Consider the following 24,060-nt stretch of genomic DNA (forward strand, 5'->3'; position numbering starts at 1 on the left):
CGCTCCTGCATCTTCAGTAGGTGTCTTGCGTCAGGCTTGCCACGATCGAGCGGTAGCTGTGCATCCGCTGCGCCGAGATACGCCCTTCCTCCAGACCTTTGAGCAACGCGCAGCCGGGCTCGCGGTCATGCTTGCAGTCGCGGAAGCGACAGTTGCCGAGCAGGTCGCGGAACTCGATGAAGCCCGCTTCCACATCGTCACGGCTGACATGCGCCAAGCCAAACTCGCGGATACCGGGGGAGTCGATCAGGTCGCCGCCGTTGGGGAAGTGGTAGAGCCGTGCGGTGGTGGTGGTGTGGGTACCCTGGCCCGACCACTCCGACAGATCGCCCACCCGCGTCTGCGCCTGCGGCAGCAGGCTGTTGACCAGCGACGACTTGCCCACGCCCGACTGCCCGACGAACACGCTGATGTGCTCGTCCAGTGTCTGCTGCAGGCGCTGCATGCCATCGCCGTGGTGTGCGGACACTTCGAGCAGCGGGTAACCGAGATCGCGGTACACCGCTAGCAGCGCATTGAGCGTCGCTGCGTTGTCGTCGTTGATCAGGTCGGCCTTGTTCAGCAACAGCAGCGGGCGGATGCCAGCGTGCTCGGCTGCAACCAGGTAGCGGTCGATGAGATTGGCCTGGGGCTCGGGTGCCGGGGCGAAGACGATCACGGTCAGGTCGACGTTGGCCGCGACCGGCTTGAGCTGGCCGTGGTTGTTCGGCCGGCACAGCTCGGTGCTGCGCGGCATCTGCGCGACGATCACACCGTTGCCCTGGTTGCCGGCCCGCCAGACCACCTTGTCGCCTGTGACCAGGGCAGGCAGGTTGGCGCGCAAGTGGCAGCGGAACACCTGGCCTGCGACGTCGCCGTCCTGGGCCTCGACCTCGACCGTGACGCCGAAGTGGGCGATCACCAGGCCCAGTTGTTCGGGCCCCAGGTCGCCGCCTTCGAGCTCTTGCAGGGCGTGCTGCTCGCGTTTGGCGGCGCGGGCGGCGCGTTCACCCTGGATCTTTTCGATGCGCCAGTTCTGGCGGCGGTTGAGCTGGCGTTTGGCCATGGAGGTTCCGTGTTGGCGGGGCAAAAGAAAACGGCAGGCAGTTTAGCACGCTCCACTAGGCTAATATGTTGGCCTATTCGAGGAGCTCATTCATGCACAACCCACAGAACCTGATCTGGATCGATCTGGAGATGACCGGCCTGGATCCGGACAACGACGTCATCATCGAGATGGCCACTATCGTCACCGACAGCGAGCTGAACACCCTGGCCGAAGGCCCGGTGATCGCCATTCATCACAGCGACGAAGTCCTGGCGCGCATGGACGAGTGGAACACCCGTACCCATGGCGCCTCGGGGCTGACCCAGCGCGTGCGCGAAAGCCGTATCGACATGGCCGAAGCCGAAGCCCAGACCATCGCCTTTCTCGAGCAGTGGGTACCGAAGGGCAAGTCACCCATCTGCGGCAACAGCATCTGTCAGGACCGCCGCTTCCTCTATCGTCACATGCGCGCGCTGGAAGGCTACTTCCACTACCGCAACCTCGATGTCTCCACGCTCAAGGAGCTCGCTGCGCGCTGGGCGCCGGACGTGCGCGACAGCTTCAAGAAAGGCAGCACCCACCTGGCACTGGATGACATCCGCGAGTCGATCGCCGAGCTGCGTCACTATCGCGAGCATTTCATCAAGGTCTGATGAATCAGGGGGCGTGCATACGCCCCCTTTTGGTGCCACGCGCGACTGAGTAGACTGCGCGCCTTTTCTCGCACGGATCTGCGCCATGCTGTTGATGCTCTACCTCATCGCCATCACTGCCGAAGCCATGACTGGCGCCTTGTCTGCTGGTCGGCGCGGCATGGACTGGTTCGGCGTGGTACTGATCGCCTGCATCACCGCCCTGGGTGGCGGCTCGGTGCGCGACGTACTGCTTGGGCACTACCCGCTGACCTGGGTGAAGCACCCCGAATACCTGGTGCTGACCAGTTTCGCCGCATTGCTGACGATCTTCATCGCGCCGCTGATGCGTCACCTGCGCTCGCTGTTCCTGGTCCTCGACGCCCTCGGATTGGTGGCCTTCACCTTGATTGGCTGCATGACTGCACTGGAAATGGGCCAGGGGATGCTGGTGGCGTCGATCAGCGGGGTGATCACCGGTGTGTTCGGCGGGATCCTGCGCGATATCTTCTGCAACGACATTCCGCTGGTGTTTCGTCGGGAGCTGTATGCCAGCGTGTCGTTCGCTGCGGCCTGGTTCTATCTGGGTTGCGTGTACTTCAAGGTGCCGGCCGAGCAGGCGATGCTGCTGACGCTGTTTGGCGGCTTCCTCTTGCGTTTGCTGGCCATCCGCTTTCACTGGGAAATGCCCAAGTTCCACTACAACGACGAGCATTGAGTCTTCGGGATCGAATGCGGCCTTTTCACGGGCAAGCCCGCTCTCACTGTGGGAGCGGGCTTGCCCGCGAAAAGTTGTACTTTGCCTGTCAGCCCGCCGCCTCGTGCCGCGCCAACGCCCACTCCACGTGCTCCCTGACCAATGCCGAAGGATGCTCGCGCCGCGCTTTCAGGGCCTCGAGCACGGCGATCGTCGAAGGTGCATTGCCCAGCCCGACCGCCAGGTTGCGCAGCCAGCGCTCGTAACCGGCGCGACGTAGCGGCGAGCCTTCGGTGCGGCTGAGAAAGGTCTTTTCGTCCCACAGGAACAGTGCCGCCAGCTCGGCGTTGTCCAGCCCGTGGCGAGGCTTGAAGTCGTCCTCGCCGGTCGATTTGGCGAAGCGGTTCCAGGGGCAGACGATCTGGCAGTCGTCGCAACCGAACACCCGGTTGCCGATCAGAGGTCGCAGCTCCAGCGGGATCGCGTCCTTGAGCTCGATGGTGAGGTACGAGATGCAGCGTCGCGCATCGAGCTGGTAGGGCCCGACGAAGGCCGCGGTGGGGCAGATGTCCAGGCACGCCTGGCAGCGCCCGCAATGCTCGCTGGTCTGGGCTTCGTCGGCGGGCAGTGGCAGATCGACAAACAGCTCGGCGAGGAAGAAGTAGCTGCCCGCCTTACGGTTGAGCAGCAGGGTGTTCTTGCCGATCCAGCCGAGCCCGGCCTGTTGGGCGATGGCCTTTTCCAGTACCGGAGCGCTGTCGACGAAAGCGCGGTAGCCGAAGGGGCCGATGGTTTCCTGGATGCGGTCGGCCAGGTGCTGCACGCGCTTGCGCACCAGCTTGTGGTAGTCGCGGCCCAGTGCGTAGCGAGAGATATAGGCTTTTTCCGGTTGAGCCAGGCGCTGGGCCATCTGCGTATCGCCGGGCAGATAGTCCATGCGCAGCGAAACCACCCGCAAGGTGCCGGGGATCAGTTCGGCAGGGCGCGAACGTTTCGTGCCGTGCGCTGCCATATAGTCCATCTCGCCGTGATGGCCAGCCTCAAGCCAGCGCTGCAAGTGCTGTTCATGCTCGCCAAGCTCGACATCGGCGATGCCCACGTGGGCAAAACCGAGTTCGCGGCCCCAATCCTTGATCGATTGGGCCAGTACTGGGAGGTCTAGAGAGGAGGCGGACATTGATGGACAAGGCATTGCAGGCTCAGGTGCGTATAATTCTGCCAGACATCGGAGCCTTTGACCCCATGCCTCAGACCAAACACCACGCCAATACCGCGCAAACGCTCAGCAGCGTGACCGTCGCGCACCTGCCTGCGCGGCCAGCAACTGCCCACAAGGGCGATTTTGGCCATGTGCTGGTGGTTGGCGGCGACTTGGGTACCGGCGGCGCCGTACTGCTCAGTGCCGAGGCGGCGCTGCGCTGTGGTGCCGGGCTGGTCAGCGTGGCGACACGCCCCGAGCATGTGGGCGCGAGCCTCAGCCGCCTGCCGGAAACCATGTGCCTGGGCGTCAGTTCGGCCAACCAGTTGATGGCGGTGCTGGAGCGCGCTTCGGTGCTGGTGGTCGGGCCTGGTCTTGGCCAGGCGGCCTGGGGCCGCAGCCTGCTGTCGGCAGTCGCCAATGCACACCTGCCGCAGGTCTGGGACGCCGATGCGCTCAACTTGCTGGCGCGTACGCCCCTGGCCTTGCCGGGCGGCAGCATCCTGACCCCGCATCCTGGGGAGGCTGCGCGTTTGCTGGGCGTTTCCACCGAGGCCGTGCAGGTCGACCGGCCCGGGGCTGCGCGTAAACTGGCGCGTCGCTATGACAGTGTCTGCGTGCTCAAGGGCGCCGGAACCCTGGTCGCCGACCCGAGCGGCCAGTTGCGGCTGTGCGAGCGAGGCCACCCGGCCATGGCCGGCGCCGGCCTGGGTGATGTGCTGACCGGCGTGCTGGCCGCGTTGCTCGCCCAGGGCCTGGACGCCTGGCAGGCGGCGGGCCTGGGCGTCTGGTTACACGCCTGCGCTGGCGAACGCCTGGGCGCGCAGGGCAGAGGTCTGGCGGCCAGCGATCTGGCTCCGGTCATTCGAGAATTGTTGGAGGAACATTCAGCGTGTCAGGCATAACCCTGTTTCTGGCCGACGAGCCGGCCACCGTTGCGTTCGGCGCAGCGCTCGCCAAGGTCACCGGCGGCCATGGCGTGATCTTTCTGGAAGGCGACCTGGGCGCCGGCAAGACTACCTTGTCGCGAGGCCTGATCCGTGGATTGGGCCACACTGGCGCAGTAAAAAGCCCGACCTTCACCGTGGTCGAACCTTATGAAATAGGCGATATCCGCGCCTTCCATTTCGACCTTTACCGCCTGGTCGATCCAGAAGAGCTAGAGTTCATGGGAATTCGCGATTATTTCGAAGGCGATCCGCTGTGTCTTTTCGAATGGCCGCAGAAGGGCGCGGGCGTTTTGCCAAAGCCCGACCTGACCATTACCATAAGCCCCCAGGCGGGCGGCCGCTCGCTGAACCTGTCGCCGCAGGGGGCTCGCGGCGAAGCCTGGTGTGCCGCTCTGGCTGCCGAAAACAAATCGTAAGTGGGGAAAGGTATGCTGCGCATTCGCGCACTGGTCGCCGTCGTTGGACTGCTGCTGACAGCGGTGACCGTTGACGCTCTGGCCGTCACACAAGTCAAGAGCATGCGCCTGTGGCGCGCGCCGGACAACACGCGCCTGGTCTTCGACCTGTCGGGCCCGGTGCAGCACAGCGTCTTCACGCTCAGCGCGCCTGATCGCCTGGTCATCGACATCAATGGTGCGACGCTCGCCTCGCCATTGAACGTCTCCACCTCGAACACGCCTATCACCAGCGTGCGCTCGGCCCAGCGTACCGCCACCGACCTGCGCGTGGTGGTCGACCTGAAAAAGGCTGTCACGCCCAAAAGCTTCACCCTTGCACCCAACGCCCAGTACGGCAATCGCCTGGTGGTCGACCTGTACGACCAGGAAGCCGATGCGGTTGCCGCCAGCAACCCCACGCCGCCGCCGGTCACCCAGGCGCCAGCCACCACGCCCGCAGTACCGGTGACACCGGCGCAACCGGCGATCAAGTTGCCGCCGGTGCCCAACGGCAAGCGTGACATCGTGGTCGCCATCGACGCCGGCCATGGCGGGGAAGACCCTGGCGCCTCCGGCTCGCGTGGCCAGCACGAGAAAGACATCGTGCTCGATATCGCGCGCGAGCTTCAGCGCCAGATCAACACCGAGAAAGGTTATCGCGCCGAACTGACCCGGACCGGCGACTACTTCATTCCGTTGCGCAAGCGCACCGAGATTGCCCGCAAGAAGGGCGCTGACCTGTTTATCTCCATCCACGCCGACGCCGCGCCGTCGAAAGCGGCCTTCGGCGCCTCGGTATTTGCCCTGTCCGACCGTGGCGCTACCTCCGAGACCGCGCGCTGGCTGGCCGACAGCGAGAACCGCTCCGACCTTATCGGCGGTGCCGGTAACGTCAGCCTCGATGACAAGGACCGCATGCTTGCCGGTGTGCTGCTCGACCTCTCGATGACGGCAACGCTCAGTTCCAGCCTCAACGTGGGCCAGAAAGTGCTGGGCAACATGGGCCGCATCACGCCGCTGCACAAGCAGCGCGTGGAACAGGCGGGATTCATGGTGCTGAAGTCGCCGGACATTCCGTCGATCCTGGTCGAGACCGGTTTCATCTCAAACGCCAACGAAGCCAACAAGCTGGCAACCAAGAGTCACCAGCAGGCGCTGGCCCGCTCGATTCATAGCGGTGTGCGTCAGTTCTTCCAGCAGAACCCGCCGCCAGGCACCTACATCGCCTGGTTGCGCGATTCCGGCAAGATCGCCCAGGGTCCACGTGAACACAGCGTGCGCCCGGGCGAGACGCTGGCGATGATCGCCGTGCGTTATCAGGTCAGCGTTGCCAGCCTGCGTAGCACCAACAACCTCAAGAGCGATGAGCTCAAGGTCGGTCAGCACCTCGACATTCCGGCCACCACCCTGGCGTCCCAGCAATGAGTGGTGATTCGCGAATCCAGCTGCTCAGCCCGCGGCTGGCCAACCAGATCGCCGCCGGCGAGGTGGTCGAACGCCCTGCGTCGGTGGCCAAGGAGCTGCTGGAGAACAGCCTGGATTCCGGTGCCCGGCGCATCGACGTGGATGTCGAACAGGGCGGCGTGAAGCTGCTGCGCGTGCGTGACGATGGCAGTGGCATCGCCCCGGACGACCTGCCTCTGGCGCTGGCGCGCCACGCGACCAGCAAGATCCGCGAGCTGGAAGACCTCGAGGGCGTGCTCAGCCTGGGCTTTCGTGGCGAGGCACTTGCGTCGATCAGTTCGGTGGCGCGCCTGACCCTGACCTCGCGTACCGCCAATGCCAGCGAAGCCTGGCAGGTCGAGACCGAGGGCCGAGACATGCTCCCGCGTGTGCAGCCGGCGGCGCACCCCATCGGTACTTCGGTCGAAGTACGCGACCTGTTCTTCAATACCCCGGCCCGGCGCAAGTTCCTCAAGGCCGAGAAAACCGAATTCGATCATCTGCAGGAAGTGATCCGGCGCCTGGCGCTGGCGCGCTTTGATGTGGGCTTTCACCTGCGCCACAACGGCAAGAGCATCCTCAGCCTGCATGAGGCGCCCGACGAGCTGTCGCGCGCGCGGCGGGTCGGGGCGATCTGCGGGCCAGGCTTCCTCGAGCAGGCGCTGCCGATCGAGGTAGAGCGCAATGGCCTGCGCCTGTGGGGCTGGGTCGGCTTGCCGACCTTCTCGCGCAGCCAGGCAGACCTGCAGTACTTCTTCGTCAATGGTCGTGCGGTGCGCGACAAACTGGTCGCCCACGCGGTGCGCCAGGCCTATCGCGACGTGCTGTTCAACGGGCGGCACCCGACCTTCGTGCTGTTCCTGGAACTCGATCCCACCGGTGTCGATGTCAACGTGCACCCGACCAAGCACGAAGTGCGCTTTCGTGAAGGGCGGATGGTCCACGACTTCCTGTACGGCACCTTGCACCGTGCGCTGGCCGATGTGCGCCCCGAGGATCAACTCGCGGCGCCGGCGGCAACGACCGAGATCGTGCGCCCCAGCGGCTTGCAGGCCGGTGAGTTCGGCCCCCAGGGCGAGATGCGCCTGGCCGCCTCGGTGCTCGAACAGCCCCAGGCGCAGCAGCAGCCGTCGTTCTCCAGCGGTGGTGCGGGCGCAGGCTACCAGTACCAATACACGCCACGCCCGTCGCAGCCGGTGCCGGCAGCAGAGGCGCAAGCAGTCTACCGCGAGTACTTCGCCCCGCTGGAGACCAGCGCCCAGCCTCCTGTGGCGCTGCCGGAAAGCCAGGGTGACATTCCCCCGCTGGGCTATGCCCTGGCTCAGCTCAAGGGTATCTACATCCTCGCCGAGAACGCCGTGGGCCTGGTGCTGGTAGACATGCACGCCGCCCACGAGCGGATCATGTACGAGCGCCTGAAGCTGGCGATGGCCAGCGAAGGGCTCAGTGGCCAGCCGCTGCTGGTGCCCGAGTCACTGGCGGTGAGCCAGCGTGAGGCCGACTGCGCCGAGGAGCATGCCCAGACCTTCCAGCGCCTGGGCTTCGAGCTGCAGCGCCTGGGCCCGGAAACCCTGGCGATCCGCCAGATCCCCGCGTTGCTCAAGCAGGCCGAGGCCAACCGCCTGGTGCAGGATGTACTCGCCGATCTCATGGAGTACGGCACCAGCGACCGCATTCAGGCGCACATCAACGAGCTGCTCGGCACCATGGCCTGCCACGGTGCGGTGCGTGCCAACCGACGCCTGGCGATCCCGGAGATGAACGCCTTGCTGCGTGACATGGAGAACACCGAGCGCAGCGGCCAGTGCAACCACGGCCGACCGACCTGGACCCAGATGGGCCTGGATGATCTGGACAAACTTTTCCTGCGCGGTCGATGACATGAGTGGCAAGCCCCCAGCGATTTTTCTCATGGGCCCGACGGCTGCCGGCAAGACCGACCTGGCCATTGCCCTTACACAGTCCCTGCCTTGCGAGCTGATCAGCGTCGACTCGGCCATGGTCTACCGCGGCATGGACATCGGCACCGCCAAGCCTTCGCCAGAGGTGCTGGCTGCCCATCCGCACCGGCTGGTAGACATCCGCGACCCGGCCGAGAGCTATTCGGCGGCGCAATTCTGTGGCGATGCGCTGCAGGCCATGGCCGAGATCACTGCGCGTGGCAAGATCCCGCTGCTGGTCGGCGGCACCATGCTGTACTACAAGGCGCTGGTGGACGGCCTGGCCGACATGCCGCCCGCTGATGCCGAGGTTCGCGCCGAACTCGAGGCCCAGGCCCGCGAGCTGGGCCTGGGGGAGCTGCACCGGCAGTTGGCCGAGATCGACCCGGTATCGGCGGCGCGCATTCATCCGAACGATCCGCAGCGGTTGATCCGTGCGCTGGAGGTATACCGGGTGAGCGGCGAGAGCATGACCGCCCACCGCGAGCGTCAATCAGCCGAAACCCGCGGTTCAGACGCAGGCGCGGGCGGGCATTTGCCCTATACTGTCGCCAGTCTGGCGATTGCGCCTACAGATCGTCACATTTTGCATGAGCGAATTGCGCTACGATTTTCGCAGATGCTGGAACAGGGCTTCGTCGACGAGGTCCGAGAGCTGCGGGCCAGAAGTGACTTGCATGTCGGGCTGCCGTCTATACGGGCAGTGGGGTACAGGCAGGTATGGGACTATCTGGACAGCAAACTGACAGCCGAGCAGATGCGCGAACGCGGTATCATCGCCACCCGCCAGCTGGCCAAGCGGCAGTTCACCTGGTTGCGTAGCTGGTCCGACGTACACTGGCTGGACAGCCTGGCCTGCGACAATCTGTCCCGCACCTTGAAATACCTGGAATCGGTCTCCATATTGAGCTGAGTCCCTGCAATTGCCGTCTATTCTTGCGACTGACGGCCTTAATGAACGAATTTTTTCAGTTTTTTACTATTGATCCTTACAGGAGTGCGGCATATGTCAAAAGGGCATTCGCTACAAGACCCTTACTTGAACACCTTGAGAAAAGAAAAGGTCCCGGTCTCGATCTACCTGGTCAACGGCATCAAGCTGCAAGGCCAGATCGAATCTTTCGACCAGTTCGTCGTGCTGCTGAAGAACACCGTCAGCCAGATGGTCTACAAGCACGCGATTTCCACTGTCGTACCTGCCCGTCCGGTTCGTCTGCCAAGCCCGTCCGATTCCGAGCACGGCGACAGCGAGCCAGGCAACGCCTGATAGGAGCCTGCATTGTTCTTTGAGCGCCACGGTGGTGGTGAGCGGGCGTTGCTCGTTCACTTGGAAGGTCAGAACCCTGAGGCGCGCGAAGACCCGCAGGAGTTTCAGGAGCTGGCACTGTCGGCCGGAGCGGACATCGTCCACCTGGCCACGGTTGCCCGGCACCAGCCCACAGCCAAGTTTCTGATCGGCAGCGGCAAGGTCGAGGAACTGCGCGACCTGGTCAAGGCCGAAGAAGCCGACCTGGTGATTTTCAATCACACCCTCACGCCCAGTCAGGAGCGCAACCTCGAGCGCGTCTTCGAGTGCCGCGTGCTTGACCGTACCGGTCTGATTCTCGATATCTTCGCCCAACGGGCGCGGACTCACGAAGGCAAGCTGCAGGTCGAACTGGCCCAGCTCGAGCACATGAGCACGCGGCTGGTGCGCGGCTGGACCCACCTTGAGCGACAGAAAGGTGGTATCGGCCTGCGCGGCCCGGGTGAAACCCAGCTTGAAACCGACCGCCGCCTGCTGCGGGTGCGCCTGCGTCAGATCAAGGCGCGTCTGGAGAAGGTGCGCAGCCAACGCGAGCAGGCCCGGCGCGGACGCAAGCGCGCGGACATCCCCTCGGTGTCGCTGGTGGGCTATACCAACGCCGGCAAGTCCACGCTGTTCAACGCCCTGACGCAATCGGAGGTGTACGCGGCCGACCAGTTGTTCGCCACGCTCGACCCGACATTGCGCAGGCTCGAGCTGGACGACCTGGGGCCGATCGTGCTGGCCGACACCGTGGGCTTCATTCGCCACTTGCCGCACAAGCTGGTCGAGGCTTTTCGGGCTACGCTCGAAGAGTCGAGCAACTCCGATCTGCTGCTGCATGTGATCGATGCGCACGAGCCCGAGCGCATGGAGCAGATCGAACAGGTGCTCGCGGTGCTGGGCGAGATCGGTGCCGAAGGCTTGCCGATCCTCGAGGTCTATAACAAACTCGACCTGCTCGAAGATGTCGAGCCGCAGATCCAGCGCGATGCCGACGGCAAGCCGGAGCGGGTCTGGGTTTCGGCCCGCGACGGGCGTGGCCTTGAGCTTGTGGGGCAGGCGATAGCCGAATTGCTGGGGGATGATCTGTTTGTCGGAACCCTGCGCCTGGAACAGCGACTTGCACGCTTGCGCGCGCAATTCTTCGAACTGGGGGCAGTGCAAGGCGAAGAACACGATGAACAGGGCAGCAGCTTGCTGAGCGTGCGTCTGCCCCGGGTCGAGCTCAATCGCCTGATCAGCCGCGCAGGCCTTGAGCCTGAAGTGTTCATCGAGCAACACACTTTGCAATAAATGCCCGTCGAGGTCGCCGGGCAGCCGTGACAGGCATTCTGTAGCATTGGACGGCGCGCCGTGGGCGCGTCTTTGCTTTATCAGATGGAGAGCGCTATGGCTTGGAACGAGCCGGGTGGCAACTCGAACAATCAGGATCCCTGGGGCGGCCGCCGTGGTGGCGGTGGTGGTGGCGACAAGAAGGGACCACCGGATCTCGACGAGGCCTTCCGCAAGCTGCATGACAGCCTGAACGGCATGTTCGGCGGCAGCAAGAAACGCGGTGGCGGTGGTGACCGCAACATCGGCAAGGGTGGCGGCTACGGCTTGCTGGGCATTGGCCTGGCAGTTCTGGCGGCAATCTGGCTGTACAGCGCCGTCTACGTGGTCGACGAGCAGGAGCAGGCCGTGGTGCTGCGCTTCGGCAAGTACTACGAGACCGTGGGGCCGGGCCTGAACATCTACTTCCCGCCGATCGACCGCAAGTACATGGAAAACGTCACGCGTGAGCGTGCGTACACCAAGCAGGGCCAGATGCTCACCGAGGACGAGAACATCGTCGAGGTGCCGCTGACCGTGCAGTACAAGATCAGCAACCTGCAGGACTTCGTTCTCAACGTCGACCAGCCGGAAGTAAGCTTGCAGCACGCCACCGACAGTGCCCTGCGCCATGTCGTGGGCTCCACCTCGATGGACCAGGTGCTGACCGAAGGTCGTGAGCAGATGGCCGTGGATATCCGCGAACGCCTGCAGCGCTTCCTCGACACCTACCGCACCGGTATCACCGTCACCCAGGTCAACGTACAGAGCGCGGCAGCCCCGCGTGAAGTGCAGGAAGCCTTCGACGACGTGATCCGCGCCCGTGAGGACGAGCAGCGTGCGCGCAACCAGGCCGAGTCCTACGCCAATGGCGTGGTGCCTGAGGCCCGTGGTCAGGCGCAGCGCATCATCGAGGATGCCAACGGTTACCGCGATGAAGTGATCGCCCGTGCCAAGGGTGAGGCCGATCGCTTCACCAAGCTGGTCGCCGAGTACCGCAAGGCGCCGGACGTCACCCGTCAGCGTCTGTACCTGGAGACCATGCAGGAGGTGTACAGCAACACCAGCAAGGTCATGGTGGCCACCAAGGACGGGCAGAACAACCTGCTCTACCTGCCACTGGACAAGATGGTCGAAGGCAGCCGCAACACTGCAGCGCCGTCCAGCAGCGTGTCGCCGTCGGTCAACGACGCCGCCACCCGCGCTGTACAGGACCTGCAACAGCAACAACAGCCGCTGCGCACTAGGGAGAGCCGCTGATGAGCAATAAATCGCTGTTCGCCCTGATCGCCGCTGTGGTGCTGGCGATCGTCGCCTGGAACTGCTTCTACATCGTGTCGCAGACCGAGCGCGCGGTATTGCTGCAGTTCGGCCGTGTGGTCCAGGCGGATGTCCAGCCGGGCCTGCATGTGAAGGTTCCGTACGTCAACCAGGTGCGCAAGTTCGACGCCCGTCTGATGACCCTCGACGCCCCGACCCAGCGTTTCCTGACGTTGGAGAAGAAAGCCGTGATGGTCGATGCCTACGCCAAGTGGCGGGTGAAGGACGCCGAGCGTTTCTACACCGCGACCTCGGGTATGAAGCAGATCGCCGACGAGCGTCTGTCGCGTCGTCTGGAAAGCGGCCTGCGTGACCAGTTCGGTAAGCGCACCCTGCATGAGGTGGTATCCGGTGAACGTGACGCGCTGATGGCCGACATCACCGCTTCGTTGAACCGCATGGCCAACAAGGAGCTGGGGATCGAGGTCATCGACGTCCGCGTCAAGGCCATCGACCTGCCGAAGGAAGTCAACCGCAGCGTGTTCGACCGTATGAGCACCGAGCGTGAGCGTGAAGCGCGCGAGCACCGTGCCAAGGGTAACGAGCTGGCTGAAGGTATTCGTGCAGATGCCGATCGTCAGCGCCGTGTGCTGCTGGCTGAAGCCTACCGTGAAGCTGAAGAAACCCGTGGTGATGGCGATGCCCAATCGGCTGCCATCTATGCCAAGGCCTACGGCCAGGACGCTGATTTCTATGTGTTCTACCGCAGCCTGCAGGCTTATCGCGAGAGCTTTGCCAGCAAGAGCGACGTGCTGGTCCTGGATCCGAAGAACGAGTTCTTCCGCTTCCTGGACAAGAGCAAGCCGTAACAGGAAAGACCCCCGCCGGGCAGCTAAAACGCCCGGTGGGGTGCATCCCGAATCAAAAGGGGTGTATGATGAGTCAGCCGGGAAATTCCCGGCTTTTTTGCGTCTGCAAGGTTGATTGGCCCCCGGCTTTTTGACGACTTGGACAGGACGCGCAGTTTTTCGAGGGTGTTGGCACGGCGGCGGCGCTGGGATCGGTGCTGCCTGCTGTTGTGCGCCAATGCCTGCTTCACAGACGGCTAACCTGTTGGGCGGCCGCCCGGACCAGAGGGGAAATGGCGTAATGGCAACGGTAGACCGCTGGCTTCTGCCAGATGGCATCGAGGAAGTACTGCCACCTGAAGCGGCGCGCATCGAGATTGCGCGTCGCCGGGTGTTGGACCTGTTCCAGAGTTGGGGTTATGAACTGGTCGTCACCCCACATATCGAGTACCTGGAGTCGCTGCTTACCGGCGCCGGCCAGGACCTGGATCAGCGTACCTTCAAGGTGGTCGACCCGCAGTCCGGTCGCCTGATGGGTTTCCGTGCCGACTTCACGCCGCAGGTGGCGCGCATCGATGCCCACACCCTGCGCCGCGAAGGCCCGAGCCGCCTGTGCTACGCCGGCAGTGTGCTGCACGCCGAGCCGCGTGCGTTGTCGACTTCGCGCAGCCCGATCCAGTTGGGTGCCGAGTTGTATGGCGACGCCAGTCCGACCAGCGACGTCGAAGTGATCAGCCTGATGCTGACCACCTTGCAACTGACCGACGTTGCCGATGTGCATATGGATCTGGGGCACGTCGGTATCTACCGCGGCCTGGCTCGTGCCGCCGGCCTGTCGGGCGCGGTCGAGCAGCAGTTGTTCGATGCGCTCCAGCGCAAGGCTGTCGATGAAGTTCACGAGCTGACCGCCGACCTGCCGAAAGACCTGGGCAACATGCTGCGTGCCCTGGTCGAACTGTGCGGTGGTCGCGAAGTGCTGGCCGACGCCCGCGTGCGCCTGGGCCGAGCTCCGGCCAGCGTGCTGGCGGCCCTGGACGACCTGCTGGCCATCGCCGATCGCCTGGCGGCGCGTTACCCGGACCTGCCGCTGTACTTCGACCTGGGCGAGCTGCGCGGCTACAACTATCACACCGGCGTGGTGTTCGCGGTGTTCGTACCCGGTGTCGGCCAGTCGATCGCCCAGGGTGGACGCTACGATGACATCGGCGCCGACTTCGGCCGGGCACGTCCGGCCACCGGTTTCTCCACGGATTTGAAGACCCTGGTCACACTGGGGCGAGCGGAGGTCGTATTGCCTTCTGGCGGCATCTGGATGCCGGACAGTGGCGACGCGGCCCTCTGGCAGCAGGTCTGCCAGTTGCGCAACGAGGGCCAGCGTGTGGTCCAGGCACTGCCTGGCCAGCCGCTGAGTGCTGCTCTCGAGGCGGATTGTGATCGGCAATTGATTCAGCAAGACGGGCGCTGGCAGGTTCTGCCGCTGACCCATTGAGATTCTTCGCCGGCAATGGGCCGGCAACCAAGTTGCGTGAATGAGGACAAGTGTTATGGGTAAGAATGTCGTCGTCCTGGGCACCCAGTGGGGTGATGAGGGCAAAGGCAAGATCGTCGATCTGCTGACCGAACATGCTGCCGCCGTCGTGCGTTACCAGGGCGGCCACAACGCGGGCCACACCCTGGTGATCAACGGTGAGAAGACCGTTCTGCACCTGATCCCGTCGGGTATCCTGCGTGAAGGCGTACAGTGCCTGATCGGCAACGGCGTCGTCGTCGCGCCGGACGCCCTGATGCGCGAAATCACCAAGCTGGAAGAGAAGGGCGTACCGGTTCGCGAGCGCCTGCGCATCAGCCCGGCTGCTCCGCTGATCCTGTCGTACCACGTGGCGCTGGACCAGGCCCGTGAAAAGGCCCGTGGCGAAGCCAAGATCGGCACTACCGGCCGTGGTATCGGCCCAGCCTATGAAGACAAAGTCGCCCGTCGCGGCTTGCGCGTGGGCGACCTGTTCCACCGCGAGCGTTTCGCCGCCAAGCTCGGTGAGCTGCTGGACTACCACAACTTCCAGCTGGTCAATTACTACAAAGAGCCGGCCATCGACTTCCAGCAGACCCTCGACGAGTGCATGGCCTATGCCGAGCAGCTCAAGCCGATGATGCTCGACGTCACCGCCGAACTGCACAACCTGCGCCGTGCCGGCAAGGACATCATGTTCGAAGGCGCCCAGGGCTCGCTGCTGGACATCGACCACGGCACCTACCCGTACGTCACCAGCTCGAACACCACCGCTGGCGGCATCTCCACCGGTTCCGGCGTTGGCCCGATGTACCTGGACTACATCCTCGGTATCACCAAGGCCTACACCACCCGCGTGGGTTCCGGTCCGTTCCCGACCGAACTGTTCGACGAAACCGGTGCTACCCTGGCCAAGCGTGGCCATGAGTTCGGCTCCACCACCGGTCGTGCCCGTCGCTGCGGCTGGTTCGATGCCGTGATCCTGCGTCGTGCCATCGACGTCAACAGCATCTCGGGTATCTGCCTGACCAAGCTGGACGTGCTGGACGGTCTGGAAACCATCAACATCTGCGTCGGCTACAAGAACGAGAACGGTGCGGTGATCGACGCGCCTTCCGATGCCGACAGCTACATCGGCCTGGAGCCGGTGTACGAAGAGATGCCAGGCTGGAGCGAGTCGACCCTGGGCGTGAAAGCCCTGGAAGAGCTGCCGCAGGCCGCGCGCAACTACATCAAGCGCATCGAGGAGCTGGTCGGTGCCCCGATCGACATCATCTCCACCGGCCCGGACCGCAACGAGACCATCGTGCTGCGTCATCCGTTCGCCTGATCTGCCTTCTGGCTGATCCTGCGCCGCAGCCCTGCAAGGGGTTGCGGCGTTTTTGTTCCTGGCTGCAGTGGTCTTTCGCGGGTAAGCCCGCTACTACGGTTCATCGGGCTGCTAGACCTTGGCGTATTTCCCTCCTGCTTCAGGCATGACCCTTGCTGTAAGAAGATTCTGTAGATGCCATCAAAGTAATGGCGCCAGAAACACGGGGGTTCAAACGTGTCTGCCATCCTCTCTCTGTTACGAAGCCGCCTCCTGCGGCCTGTTTTTGTTGCACTTGGTATCGCTCTTCTGGTGCAAGTCGTGGTCGCCGTCGTGCTGACCCGCAGCACCGTCACTGCGCTGGAGGCCGACCTGGGCGAACGCCTGGGCGCTGACAGTCGCAAGCTGGCAGGTGAGCTGGAGCAGGCCGGGCAAGATGTGCGCTCCGGTCTCGACAGCCTCTCGGCCAGTACCCGGCAACGCCTGAGCGCGGGGCTTTCCACGCGATTACAGAGCGAACAGCAACAGCTACGCACCACGCTGGAGCAAAGCCTCAAGGAGTCGGCCAACGATATGGCCGAGTTGCTGGCCTCGGTGGCACCGAGGGCGATCTGGGACAATGACGTCCCCACCCTATCTGACTTCGCTCGTCGCGCGCAGCGCAATCCCAACGTGTTGTTCGTGATCTACGACAACGCCGAGGGCGAGCACCTCACCCGTTACCTCAACCGCCAGAACCCGATCAATCAGGCGCTGATGGAAAAGGGTCAGGGCGAGCGGGCGCTGGACAAGGTGCTCGACGCTGCGCGCCGGGATCCATCGGTGTACTTCGTCGAGGCTTCGATCAGCCCCAATGGCGCCCAGATCGGCAAGGTACTCATGGGGGTCTCCACCGCCGCCGTCGATCAAGAGCTCAAGGCGCTCGACCAGCGCTTTGCCGCCCTGATCGCCAGTGGCGAGCAACTGGTCGGCGAGAGCCTCGGCGCTGCCGCGGCCGATAGCGGCAAGACTCTGCAGGCTCGTCTTGAGACCGCGCAGAACAGCGCCACTGCCATGCAGGCAAATACCGCGCAGACGGTTCGCGACGCGGCCGGCGAGCTGCGTTGGCGCATCGGCGTCGGCCTGGTGCTGGTCGGGCTTGGCGTGCTGTTGGTGGTTGCCGTGGTGCTGGGGCGACGGGTGGTCAGCAAGCTGCGCCTGCTCATCGCTGCCCTCGACGACCTGGCCGCCGGGGAGGGCGACCTGACCAAGCGTGTGGCGCTCGACAGCCGTGACGAGATCGGCGACATGGCGTCGGCGGTCAACCGCTTCGTCGACAAGCTTCAGCCGATCGTTCGCGAAGCCGGTGAAGTGGCCCAGCGTACCGGGGTGGAGATCGGCACCATGGCCCAGCGCAATGCGGGGGCCGATGCAGCGGCAGCGTTGCAGCGCGACGAGGTGGCGGCGAGTCTGCGCGACCTGTCGAGCATGGCCGACGAGGCTCAGGCCGAGAGCCATGCCATGCAGGCGGCGTTGCAGCAGGTCGTGGATATCCGCCAGGCTACCGACGAGAACAGTCGCGCCTCGACCCAGCTGGCCAAGCTGATCGAGAAGCTGGCGGGGGAAGTGGAAAGCGGCTCGCAGGTCATCGAGCGCCTCGCCAAGCAGAGCGAGCAGATCGAAGTGGTGCTGACCGTGATCCACGGCATCGCCGAGCAGACCAACCTGCTTGCGCTCAACGCGGCGATCGAGGCGGCGCGTGCCGGTGAGACAGGGCGCGGTTTTGCAGTGGTAGCCGATGAAGTGCGGGCTCTGGCAAGCAAGACGCAGAGCTCCACCGGCGATATCCAGGCGCATATCGTTGCCTTGCAACAGGGGGCGAAAGAGGCTGTGGCCACCATCGGCCAGGCGGGGCGCCAGGCCAGCGAAGGGCTGCTGGTGCTGCGCGATAACGAACGCCGCCAGCAGTCGGTGCAGGCGGCGGTGGAGCAGGTGCATGCCGCCATCGGCCTGGCGACTCGTGCCGCCGAGCAGCAAGCCAGCGGCGCCCAGGCGGTGCGTGGGCGGGTCGAGAATATCCACGCGCAGGCAGAGCGCTCGGCCGAAGTGGTGATGCAGACCACGGCCAGCAGCAAGGTGCTGGATGATCTGGCGGCGCAGTTGAGGGCGAGTCTGGGGCAGTTCAGGGCTTGAGCAGGCGTCAATCCAGATAGGCAGGAGATATCGGTGAATCGCCCGGGGGCGCCAGCATTTTTGTAACGCTGTGCTTGTATCGTCAGCGCCAAGGTGCCGAACCGACCAGGCCGGCCACGGGATAAATACCGCGCGGTAGTATTCGTTAACGTTGTGGCGAATTGATATCGCTCAATGTCCGGCTGTTGCAGCTCCGCTAGGCTCGCACCTTCAGGGGGGGGGCGGCTGCAGCAGCTTCACATTCATGGAGAGAATAATAAATGCAATGGATGGGCGACATGCTGGCGGCGGTTTATGACGCGCGCGATACGCAAACGTTGTTGGAAGAGGTCAAGGCAGCCGCGCGCCGTCTGGGCTTCGATTACTGTGCTTATGGCCTGCGCACGCCGCTGCCTGTCACCAAGCCGCGGATCGTCATGCTCAGCAACTACAGCCGGTCATGGTGTGATCATTACCATGCCAATGGGTACCTGCTCCTTGACCCGACGGTCCGCCACTGTCAGCGCTCGATGCAGCCAGTGGTCTGGGGCGACGAAATATTCGCCGACGCTCCGCAGTTGTGGGATGAGGCACGGCAGGCCGGTCTTCGCCACGGTTGGGCGCAATCGTGTCTGGAGGGGAGCAAGGGCGGGGGGATGCTGACCTTGGCGCGCTCTGGCGAAGGGATCGGCGCCTGTGAGTTGCGTGCCCATGAGACGCGGATGCGCTGGCTGGCGAATGTCGCCCACCAAGGCTTCTCGCGGCTGCTCTCGGACTCCTGGCAACCGCAGCCGCAGTCCCCGCTTTCCGAACGTGAGCGCGAAGTGCTGCGTTGGGCTGCCGATGGCAAGACGCTCAACGAGGTTGCCGACATCCTCACCTTGTCGATTGAAACGGTGAAATTCCACACCCGCAATGCCGGCGCCAAACTGGGCGCTGCGAATCGTACGGCAGCGGTAGCGCGGGCGGCGCTTCTGGGGTTGCTGGCCTAGCGCGAACGCCCTGCGCTTATGTGCAGAAGTACCCTGCCAAATAGTGCAGTTTTGCTATCACCCTACTTCGAGTCGAATACGCGTCCTTTCCACATTGGCCGGAGGACGCGAGATGGAAATCGTCGTTGGAACACAGCAGGAGCTGGGGCAGGCGCGCTTGCTGCAGATGGACCGTTATCGTTATCGGGTATTCGTCGACACCCTGGGGTGGGAGTTAGCGTGTGATCCAGGTCGCGAGCGTGATCAGTTCGACCATGACGAGACGCTCTATGTGCTTGCCTGCAATGATCAGGAGCAGGTCATAGGCACGGCGCGCGTGTTGCCAACCAACCAACGCTACCTGCTTGCAGAGGTATTCCCGCAGTTGATGGGCGATCAGACACTGCCGTGTGATTCGCGGATCTGGGAGCTGTCGCGTTTCTCCGCCATGGATTTTGGTCTGGCCGGGCGGACCTCTGGCGGCCAATTTTCTTCCGTCGTCGCCACGCAGTTGCTGGATGCCGTGTTGCGCTGTGCGGCCGCTCGGGGCGTGCGGCAGTTGATCTCCGTGTCGCCACTAGGCATCGAGCGATTGCTGCGCCGTGCAGGCTATCGCGCCCGTCGAGCCGCGGCGCCGATGCGCGTGGGCGACCATTGGCTATTCGCTTGCTGGATCGACGTCCCGACCCAGGCCTGCACAATTGGGGAGGTTACAGATGCCGCGGACTATCGTTCAATCCACCGCGCCGCATGAACCCCCCTGGCTGCGGCCTGGACACCATCACTTGAAAGGACTTCTCCATGGATAACATTCTGGTCGTAATCGGTCATCCTGACTTGAGCAGCTCGCGGGCCAATGCCGCCATCGTCGAAGCCCTGCAAGGTAGCAATGTCACGCTGCACCCTCTGTCGGCCGCACTGGGCAGCAATGGCTTCGACATTGCCGCCGAGCAGAAGCTGCTGTGTGCCCACGAACGCATCGTGCTGCTGTTCCCGCTGTACTGGTACTCGTGCCCGGCGTTGATGAAGCGCTGGATCGACGATGTCTTCACGCCCGGTTTTGCCTATGCGCGCGGTGGTGACAAGCTGCAGGACAAGGAGTTTCTGATCGTCACCACCGTCGGGGCGCCAGCGTCCGGCTACCGTGCGGGCGGGTTCAACCGTTTTACCCTGGATGAGCTTCTGCGACCGCTGCAGCAGACCGTCGCCTACGTGAAAGGTCATTACCTGCCGCCGATTCCGTTGTTCGAGTCGGTGTTCATCGCCGATGAGCCGCTGGACGAGTCTGCGCGTGAAATCGCGGGCTTGATCACCAGCCGCCAGGAGTCACCCGACGAGGCCTACGAGAAGCTGCTGCTCAAGGCCGAATTGGCTGCCATCGCCCTGCTCCAGCAATGACAGGGGCTTGCAGATGATGCCCGCGGCCCTGATTTGCGCCCCCAAGGATGTTCGCCTGGTCGCCGAGCTTGCGCAGCTGGATTTCCTGCACTGCGCTGCGGTGCGCATCGGCGGGCGCGTCACGGCCCTGCAGGCTTACTGCGCGATGACTGCGCATATCCCGGCGTGGCTCTCTACGGCTTTTCGCCTTCGTGACTTCGTTTCCCGCCGGTTCCGTGTGGCCGACATCCATGGTTTCACACCCCGAACGGCCGAGCGGGAACCTGCGGTGGGCGAGCGCCTCGACTTCTTCACGGTGGAGGCGATCGATGCGCATCGGCTGGTGCTCACTTCGCGCGATACGCACTTGGCGGTCATGGTCTGCCTCGATCTCACGCCCGCAGGCGAGGGCGTGCAGCGCTTGAGCGTGACGACCTCCGTCCAGCGGTACAACGCCTTCGGAAGGCTTTACATGATCCCGGTCGGCCCTGCTCACGGCCCCATCGTCAAGCGCATGCTGAAGAACGCTGTGCTCGCCTTCCCCGTCGAACCCTAATAGGTAATCAACATGGAACGTCAGTTACCCCTGACTCCACAGGTCTTGCACAAAGGGACTGTGGACGACGTACTGCTCTGCGGATTTCAGGATCTTCTGCCGGCTCGTCTGACCGTCGAAGAGACCAACTTCCTGCTCGAACATCTCGATGAGCGCGGGTGTGCTGCGTTGGGCGTCCTGTATCGCGACGACGCTCAAGGTGGCCGGGTGCTTGCCAGCATTCCCACCACACTCGGGCAGGAAGATTTCGACTCCCTCGACAGTTTCGAAATGAATGCCCAGGCCTACTATGCCTTGCACGAGGGGGGCTACCGACTGTCCGCTGCGTGGCTACCGCGTCAGGTCGAGTGCTACCTGCAGAGGCGTTTCGGGTTGCCGGCAGCAGATCCGGCGTTGGTCACTCAATTGGCCGACACGCTGCACGCGCTGCCGGGTTGGACACGTGCCAACCTGTCGTCGTACGGCCTGATGAACGACACCAACAACTACTTTTTCTACAACAAGCCCCATGAGCACGTGCCTGGCCTGATGCTGATCGAAGTGGCTCGTCAGGCGATGTACCACTATTTCTATAGCCATTCGGGTTACCGGCGCGGTGAAATCTCGATCTCGATCGAAGACTTGTCCGTCTCCTTCAATAACTACACCGAGTCCACCTATGCGGTGGAGGTTGTAGTCCAGCACAGCGCTGGCGAGAAGCGCGCCCTGCCCCGGACGGTGGACAAGACCGCGATGTTCTTCCAGAACGGTAATCTGGTCACCACGCTGCGCCTGCGTGGCAGTGCGATCAAGATGCCGCTTTTCAAGCGCATGCGCACGGTCAACTTTCCGGAGAGCCACTGGTTCGCCCCCTCCAACCGCGTGTTGCCGCAGGTTTTGTTGCACACGGCGCGCGGCACGGCAGTCGAGGGGTTGCTCGAGCATGTTTCACTGCGGGCGGTGAGGTTTCGCGTGGAGGATAACGCGCAGGCCCATGAGGTGGTGCAACTGTCCATCTATGTGCGGGACATGGGTTTTCTGAGCTTTCCGATCGTCGAGTGCCGACCTTCACAACAGCCCGCGGTGCAACTGGCCGTATTCGCCAAGCTTGATCGCGCCACGCTGTCGACGCTCAAGGAAGTCATCAAGTGCCACTGCTTCCACGAGCCCTTGCAGGAACTGTTGGTGGCTGCCCTGGCAAGCAATGATGCCCAGGGCGCGCCTTGCAATGATCGGCAGAGCGGGTAACCGGCGTGGCCTCGGGATACCCGCTGACGCGCCAGTCCATCACCCTCGGACGACACCTGAACCTGAAGAACCGTGTGTACTTCGCACCCATGGGTATCGATCTGGGTCGTGAAGGTTGCCTGACGCCGCAGATGCTGACCTTCTACAAGGGCATCATCGATGGAGGCTGCGCCATGGTGGTATTGGCCAACTCCGCAGTCGATGCATCCACACGGCTGCACGAGGGAGGGTTGTGCCTGTACGAGCAGCGTCACGTCCACCACTTGGCGCCGCTGATCGACTACGGGCGGGAAAATGCCTGCCCCGTGGTCGTGCAATTGCAGCACTACGGCAGCCAGGGCGATCTGGCTCGCAGTAGCGGAGTTCTACTGGCGCCCAGCCGGGCAGTGGGTAGTCGAAGTCGTCGCGGCACGAGGGTCATGACTCACGAGGATGCCCGCAGCGTCTGTGCCCAGTTCGCCCATGCAGCACGTCTGGCGCAGCAAGCCGGCGCCCGCATGGTGCAATTGCAGGCCTCCAATGGCTACCTGTTGAGCAGCTTTCTCTCGCCCTACAGCAACCGGCGAACGGATCGCTACGGCGGCTCGCCATTGCGCCGGGCCCGCCTGCTGCTGGAGGTCATGGACGCGATCGTGGAGGCAACCCAGGGCGGCATCGACATCTCCGTTCGTCTCGGGATCGATGATTGCCTGGGTGACAAGGGGCAGCAACCGGCCCTGCTCGAGCAGGTGGTGCCTGCGCTGGAGCGTGCAGGCGTGGCGGCCTTGATGTGTTCGGCGGCAATCAAGGAAACGTTCCATTACATGCTGCGCGCCGATCCGCGTGTGCACGCCATGCTGGTGCATGGCGTGAAGCACATCCGCGAACTGACGTCGCTCCCGGTCGGCTTTGCCGGCTTCACTGGCTCGCTGGCTCAGGCCGAGGCCTTGCTCGAGCTGGGCGTCACTGACCTGGTGGGCATGAGTCGTGCCCTGTTCGCTGACAACGATCTGGTGAACAAGTCGTTGCAGGGCAAGCCGGGAAGTGTCCATGCCTGTCGATTCGAGGGCAACTGTTTCCGTGACAAGAGCAATCCCCAGCTGGATCGCGTGTACTGCTGCGTCAATGACCGGTACAAGCGGCCAGCCTCTATTCGATATGACTAAGGAGAGTCCAGATGCAGTTTCAGGGAAAGACCATCGTTGTCACCGGTGGCAGCAGTGGTATCGGCCTGAGCATTGCCCGGCGGCTGAGCGAGGAGGGGGCGCGCGTCGTTGTGCTTGGGCGCAGCCTGGAGAAGGGGCGTTCGGCGCTTGAGCAACTGGGCGCGCAGGCCAGTTTCATTCCGTGCGATGTAGCTGAGCCTGGCGCGGTGCGCGATGCCTTCGCCGAGATCGAGGCGCGTTTCGGCGGACTCGACCATGCCGTCAATGCCGCGGGTATCACAGCACCGTATGCGCAGGTCGCCGACCTTCAGGTACAGGACTGGGAGCGGGTCGTGCGTATCAATCTGAGCGGCCCGTTGTATTGCCTGCAACATGAGTTGCGGTTGATCGCCAGGAAGGCAGGCGGCTCGATCGTCAATCTGTCCTCCTGCGCGGGGGTGATGGCCATGCCCAACCAGGCTGCTTATGTGGCGAGCAAGGCAGGGCTCAACGCCCTGACCCAAGTGGTGGCGATGGAGAATGCCTGCGACCGCGATGGGCGCCATGCAGTGCGTGTCAATGCGGTAGCGCCAGGGCCGATTCTTGGCGGGATGAACTCTCCGGAGCGGCTGGCGGCCAATCCTGCGGGCACCGAGCGCAAGATCAACGCTACGGTCATGAAGCGCTTCGGCGAGGCAGGCGAGGTGGCTGCTGCAGTGTTGTTCCTGCTTGGCGACGGCGCCAGCTACATGACTGGCAGCGTGTTGAGCGTCGATGGCGGCTACCACATCGGCAAGTTCGAGTGAG

23 protein-coding genes and 1 pseudogene are annotated in these 24,060 nt (G+C 63.7%); 22 read left to right on the forward strand and 2 right to left on the reverse strand.

Features of this window, described 5'->3' with window-relative positions:
• Positions 1-13: 13 nt before the first annotated feature.
• Complete coding sequence (gene rsgA / locus APH44_RS13430; protein WP_054893177.1) at positions 14-1,045, reverse strand: small ribosomal subunit biogenesis GTPase RsgA; 1,032 nt, start codon at positions 1,043-1,045, stop codon at positions 14-16.
• A 92-nt stretch (positions 1,046-1,137) separates the two neighbouring features.
• On the opposite strand from rsgA, the gene orn reads away from it, so the two are divergent.
• Positions 1,138-1,680, forward strand: a complete 543-nt coding sequence (gene orn / locus APH44_RS13435) for an oligoribonuclease (protein ID WP_054893178.1) — start codon at positions 1,138-1,140, stop codon at positions 1,678-1,680.
• A gap of 85 nt (positions 1,681-1,765) precedes the next feature.
• Entirely contained in the window at positions 1,766-2,377 is a 612-nt protein-coding gene (locus APH44_RS13440; RefSeq protein ID WP_054893179.1) for a trimeric intracellular cation channel family protein, read from the forward strand.
• Positions 2,378-2,465: 88 nt separating this feature from the next.
• Here the strand turns inward: APH44_RS13440 and queG are convergent, their stop codons facing one another.
• Entirely contained in the window at positions 2,466-3,533 is a 1,068-nt protein-coding gene (queG, locus tag APH44_RS13445) for a tRNA epoxyqueuosine(34) reductase QueG (RefSeq protein ID WP_054893180.1), read from the reverse strand.
• A 65-nt stretch (positions 3,534-3,598) separates the two neighbouring features.
• On the opposite strand from queG, the gene APH44_RS13450 reads away from it, so the two are divergent.
• From APH44_RS13450 to APH44_RS13540, 20 genes and pseudogenes are all read left to right on the forward strand, one after another.
• A complete protein-coding gene (locus APH44_RS13450) occupies positions 3,599-4,459 on the forward strand; it encodes an NAD(P)H-hydrate dehydratase (RefSeq protein WP_054893201.1) in 861 nt (286 codons plus the stop codon).
• A complete protein-coding gene (tsaE, locus tag APH44_RS13455) occupies positions 4,456-4,920 on the forward strand; it encodes a tRNA (adenosine(37)-N6)-threonylcarbamoyltransferase complex ATPase subunit type 1 TsaE (RefSeq protein ID WP_371105594.1) in 465 nt (154 codons plus the stop codon). Before APH44_RS13450 ends, tsaE begins: the two co-directional genes overlap by 4 nt.
• Complete coding sequence (locus tag APH44_RS13460; protein WP_196759876.1) at positions 4,921-6,366, forward strand: N-acetylmuramoyl-L-alanine amidase; 1,446 nt, start codon at positions 4,921-4,923, stop codon at positions 6,364-6,366.
• Complete coding sequence (mutL, locus tag APH44_RS13465) at positions 6,363-8,264, forward strand: DNA mismatch repair endonuclease MutL (protein WP_054893182.1); 1,902 nt, start codon at positions 6,363-6,365, stop codon at positions 8,262-8,264. Before APH44_RS13460 ends, mutL begins: the two co-directional genes overlap by 4 nt.
• 1 nt (position 8,265) lies before the next feature.
• Positions 8,266-9,237: a tRNA (adenosine(37)-N6)-dimethylallyltransferase MiaA gene (gene miaA / locus APH44_RS13470; protein ID WP_054893183.1), complete on the forward strand. Its 972-nt coding sequence runs from the start codon at positions 8,266-8,268 to the stop codon at positions 9,235-9,237.
• A 93-nt stretch (positions 9,238-9,330) separates the two neighbouring features.
• Positions 9,331-9,591, forward strand: a complete 261-nt coding sequence (hfq, locus tag APH44_RS13475) for an RNA chaperone Hfq (protein WP_029612777.1) — start codon at positions 9,331-9,333, stop codon at positions 9,589-9,591.
• A 12-nt stretch (positions 9,592-9,603) separates the two neighbouring features.
• A complete protein-coding gene (gene hflX / locus APH44_RS13480; protein ID WP_054893184.1) occupies positions 9,604-10,905 on the forward strand; it encodes a ribosome rescue GTPase HflX in 1,302 nt (433 codons plus the stop codon).
• Between the two features lie 96 nt (positions 10,906-11,001).
• Complete coding sequence (gene hflK, locus APH44_RS13485; RefSeq protein ID WP_054893185.1) at positions 11,002-12,183, forward strand: FtsH protease activity modulator HflK; 1,182 nt, start codon at positions 11,002-11,004, stop codon at positions 12,181-12,183.
• Positions 12,183-13,052, forward strand: a complete 870-nt coding sequence (gene hflC, locus APH44_RS13490; protein WP_054893186.1) for a protease modulator HflC — start codon at positions 12,183-12,185, stop codon at positions 13,050-13,052. The genes hflK and hflC overlap by 1 nt, the downstream gene beginning before the upstream one ends.
• 280 nt (positions 13,053-13,332) lie before the next feature.
• A complete protein-coding gene (locus APH44_RS13495) occupies positions 13,333-14,520 on the forward strand; it encodes an ATP phosphoribosyltransferase regulatory subunit (RefSeq protein WP_054893187.1) in 1,188 nt (395 codons plus the stop codon).
• A 55-nt stretch (positions 14,521-14,575) separates the two neighbouring features.
• Entirely contained in the window at positions 14,576-15,868 is a 1,293-nt protein-coding gene (locus APH44_RS13500) for an adenylosuccinate synthase (RefSeq protein WP_054893188.1), read from the forward strand.
• 1,032 nt (positions 15,869-16,900) lie between these two features.
• Positions 16,901-17,113: pseudogene (locus APH44_RS30680) on the forward strand (methyl-accepting chemotaxis protein); the annotation flags it as partial.
• Positions 17,114-17,314: 201 nt separating this feature from the next.
• Positions 17,315-18,019, forward strand: a complete 705-nt coding sequence (locus tag APH44_RS30685; protein ID WP_371105595.1) for a methyl-accepting chemotaxis protein — start codon at positions 17,315-17,317, stop codon at positions 18,017-18,019.
• A gap of 260 nt (positions 18,020-18,279) precedes the next feature.
• Positions 18,280-18,990: an autoinducer binding domain-containing protein gene (locus APH44_RS13510; RefSeq protein WP_063546400.1), complete on the forward strand. Its 711-nt coding sequence runs from the start codon at positions 18,280-18,282 to the stop codon at positions 18,988-18,990.
• A 112-nt stretch (positions 18,991-19,102) separates the two neighbouring features.
• On the forward strand, positions 19,103-19,723 hold the full coding sequence (locus APH44_RS13515) for an acyl-homoserine-lactone synthase (protein WP_082420817.1): 621 nt from the start codon (positions 19,103-19,105) through the stop codon (positions 19,721-19,723).
• Positions 19,724-19,770: 47 nt separating this feature from the next.
• The gene (locus tag APH44_RS13520) at positions 19,771-20,367 is read left to right on the forward strand and encodes an NAD(P)H-dependent oxidoreductase (protein ID WP_054893190.1); all 597 of its coding nucleotides are present in this window, start codon (positions 19,771-19,773) and stop codon (positions 20,365-20,367) included.
• Between the two features lie 16 nt (positions 20,368-20,383).
• On the forward strand, positions 20,384-20,902 hold the full coding sequence (locus APH44_RS13525) for a DUF2867 domain-containing protein (RefSeq protein WP_054893204.1): 519 nt from the start codon (positions 20,384-20,386) through the stop codon (positions 20,900-20,902).
• Between the two features lie 12 nt (positions 20,903-20,914).
• Entirely contained in the window at positions 20,915-22,129 is a 1,215-nt protein-coding gene (locus APH44_RS13530) for an AfsA-related hotdog domain-containing protein (protein WP_082420818.1), read from the forward strand.
• 5 nt (positions 22,130-22,134) lie between these two features.
• Positions 22,135-23,274 (forward strand): NADH:flavin oxidoreductase, encoded by a 1,140-nt coding sequence (locus APH44_RS13535; RefSeq protein ID WP_054893192.1) that lies wholly within the window; start codon positions 22,135-22,137, stop codon positions 23,272-23,274.
• 11 nt (positions 23,275-23,285) lie between these two features.
• Positions 23,286-24,059 carry an SDR family NAD(P)-dependent oxidoreductase gene (locus APH44_RS13540; protein ID WP_054893193.1) on the forward strand — a complete coding sequence of 258 codons (774 nt, stop codon included), beginning with the start codon at positions 23,286-23,288 and terminating at the stop codon, positions 24,057-24,059.
• Position 24,060 lies beyond the last annotated feature (1 nt).

This window comes from Pseudomonas sp. NBRC 111143, from assembly GCF_001320965.1.
GTDB lineage: Bacteria > Pseudomonadota > Gammaproteobacteria > Pseudomonadales > Pseudomonadaceae > Aquipseudomonas > Aquipseudomonas machongensis.

Coding starts and splice junctions, on each gene's coding strand:
- rsgA (WP_054893177.1), bottom strand. CDS start 1,045: ATGGCCAAACGCCAGCTCAACCGCCGCCAGAACTGGCGCATCGAAAAG.
- orn (WP_054893178.1), top strand. CDS start 1,138: ATGCACAACCCACAGAACCTGATCTGGATCGATCTGGAGATGACCGGC.
- APH44_RS13440 (WP_054893179.1), top strand. CDS start 1,766: ATGCTGTTGATGCTCTACCTCATCGCCATCACTGCCGAAGCCATGACT.
- queG (WP_054893180.1), bottom strand. CDS start 3,533: ATGTCCGCCTCCTCTCTAGACCTCCCAGTACTGGCCCAATCGATCAAG.
- APH44_RS13450 (WP_054893201.1), top strand. CDS start 3,599: ATGCCTCAGACCAAACACCACGCCAATACCGCGCAAACGCTCAGCAGC.
- mutL (WP_054893182.1), top strand. CDS start 6,363: ATGAGTGGTGATTCGCGAATCCAGCTGCTCAGCCCGCGGCTGGCCAAC.
- miaA (WP_054893183.1), top strand. CDS start 8,266: ATGAGTGGCAAGCCCCCAGCGATTTTTCTCATGGGCCCGACGGCTGCC.
- hfq (WP_029612777.1), top strand. CDS start 9,331: ATGTCAAAAGGGCATTCGCTACAAGACCCTTACTTGAACACCTTGAGA.
- hflK (WP_054893185.1), top strand. CDS start 11,002: ATGGCTTGGAACGAGCCGGGTGGCAACTCGAACAATCAGGATCCCTGG.
- hflC (WP_054893186.1), top strand. CDS start 12,183: ATGAGCAATAAATCGCTGTTCGCCCTGATCGCCGCTGTGGTGCTGGCG.
- APH44_RS13495 (WP_054893187.1), top strand. CDS start 13,333: ATGGCAACGGTAGACCGCTGGCTTCTGCCAGATGGCATCGAGGAAGTA.
- APH44_RS13500 (WP_054893188.1), top strand. CDS start 14,576: ATGGGTAAGAATGTCGTCGTCCTGGGCACCCAGTGGGGTGATGAGGGC.
- APH44_RS30685 (WP_371105595.1), top strand. CDS start 17,315: ATGGCCGACGAGGCTCAGGCCGAGAGCCATGCCATGCAGGCGGCGTTG.
- APH44_RS13510 (WP_063546400.1), top strand. CDS start 18,280: ATGCAATGGATGGGCGACATGCTGGCGGCGGTTTATGACGCGCGCGAT.
- APH44_RS13515 (WP_082420817.1), top strand. CDS start 19,103: ATGGAAATCGTCGTTGGAACACAGCAGGAGCTGGGGCAGGCGCGCTTG.
- APH44_RS13520 (WP_054893190.1), top strand. CDS start 19,771: ATGGATAACATTCTGGTCGTAATCGGTCATCCTGACTTGAGCAGCTCG.
- APH44_RS13525 (WP_054893204.1), top strand. CDS start 20,384: ATGCCCGCGGCCCTGATTTGCGCCCCCAAGGATGTTCGCCTGGTCGCC.
- APH44_RS13530 (WP_082420818.1), top strand. CDS start 20,915: ATGGAACGTCAGTTACCCCTGACTCCACAGGTCTTGCACAAAGGGACT.
- APH44_RS13540 (WP_054893193.1), top strand. CDS start 23,286: ATGCAGTTTCAGGGAAAGACCATCGTTGTCACCGGTGGCAGCAGTGGT.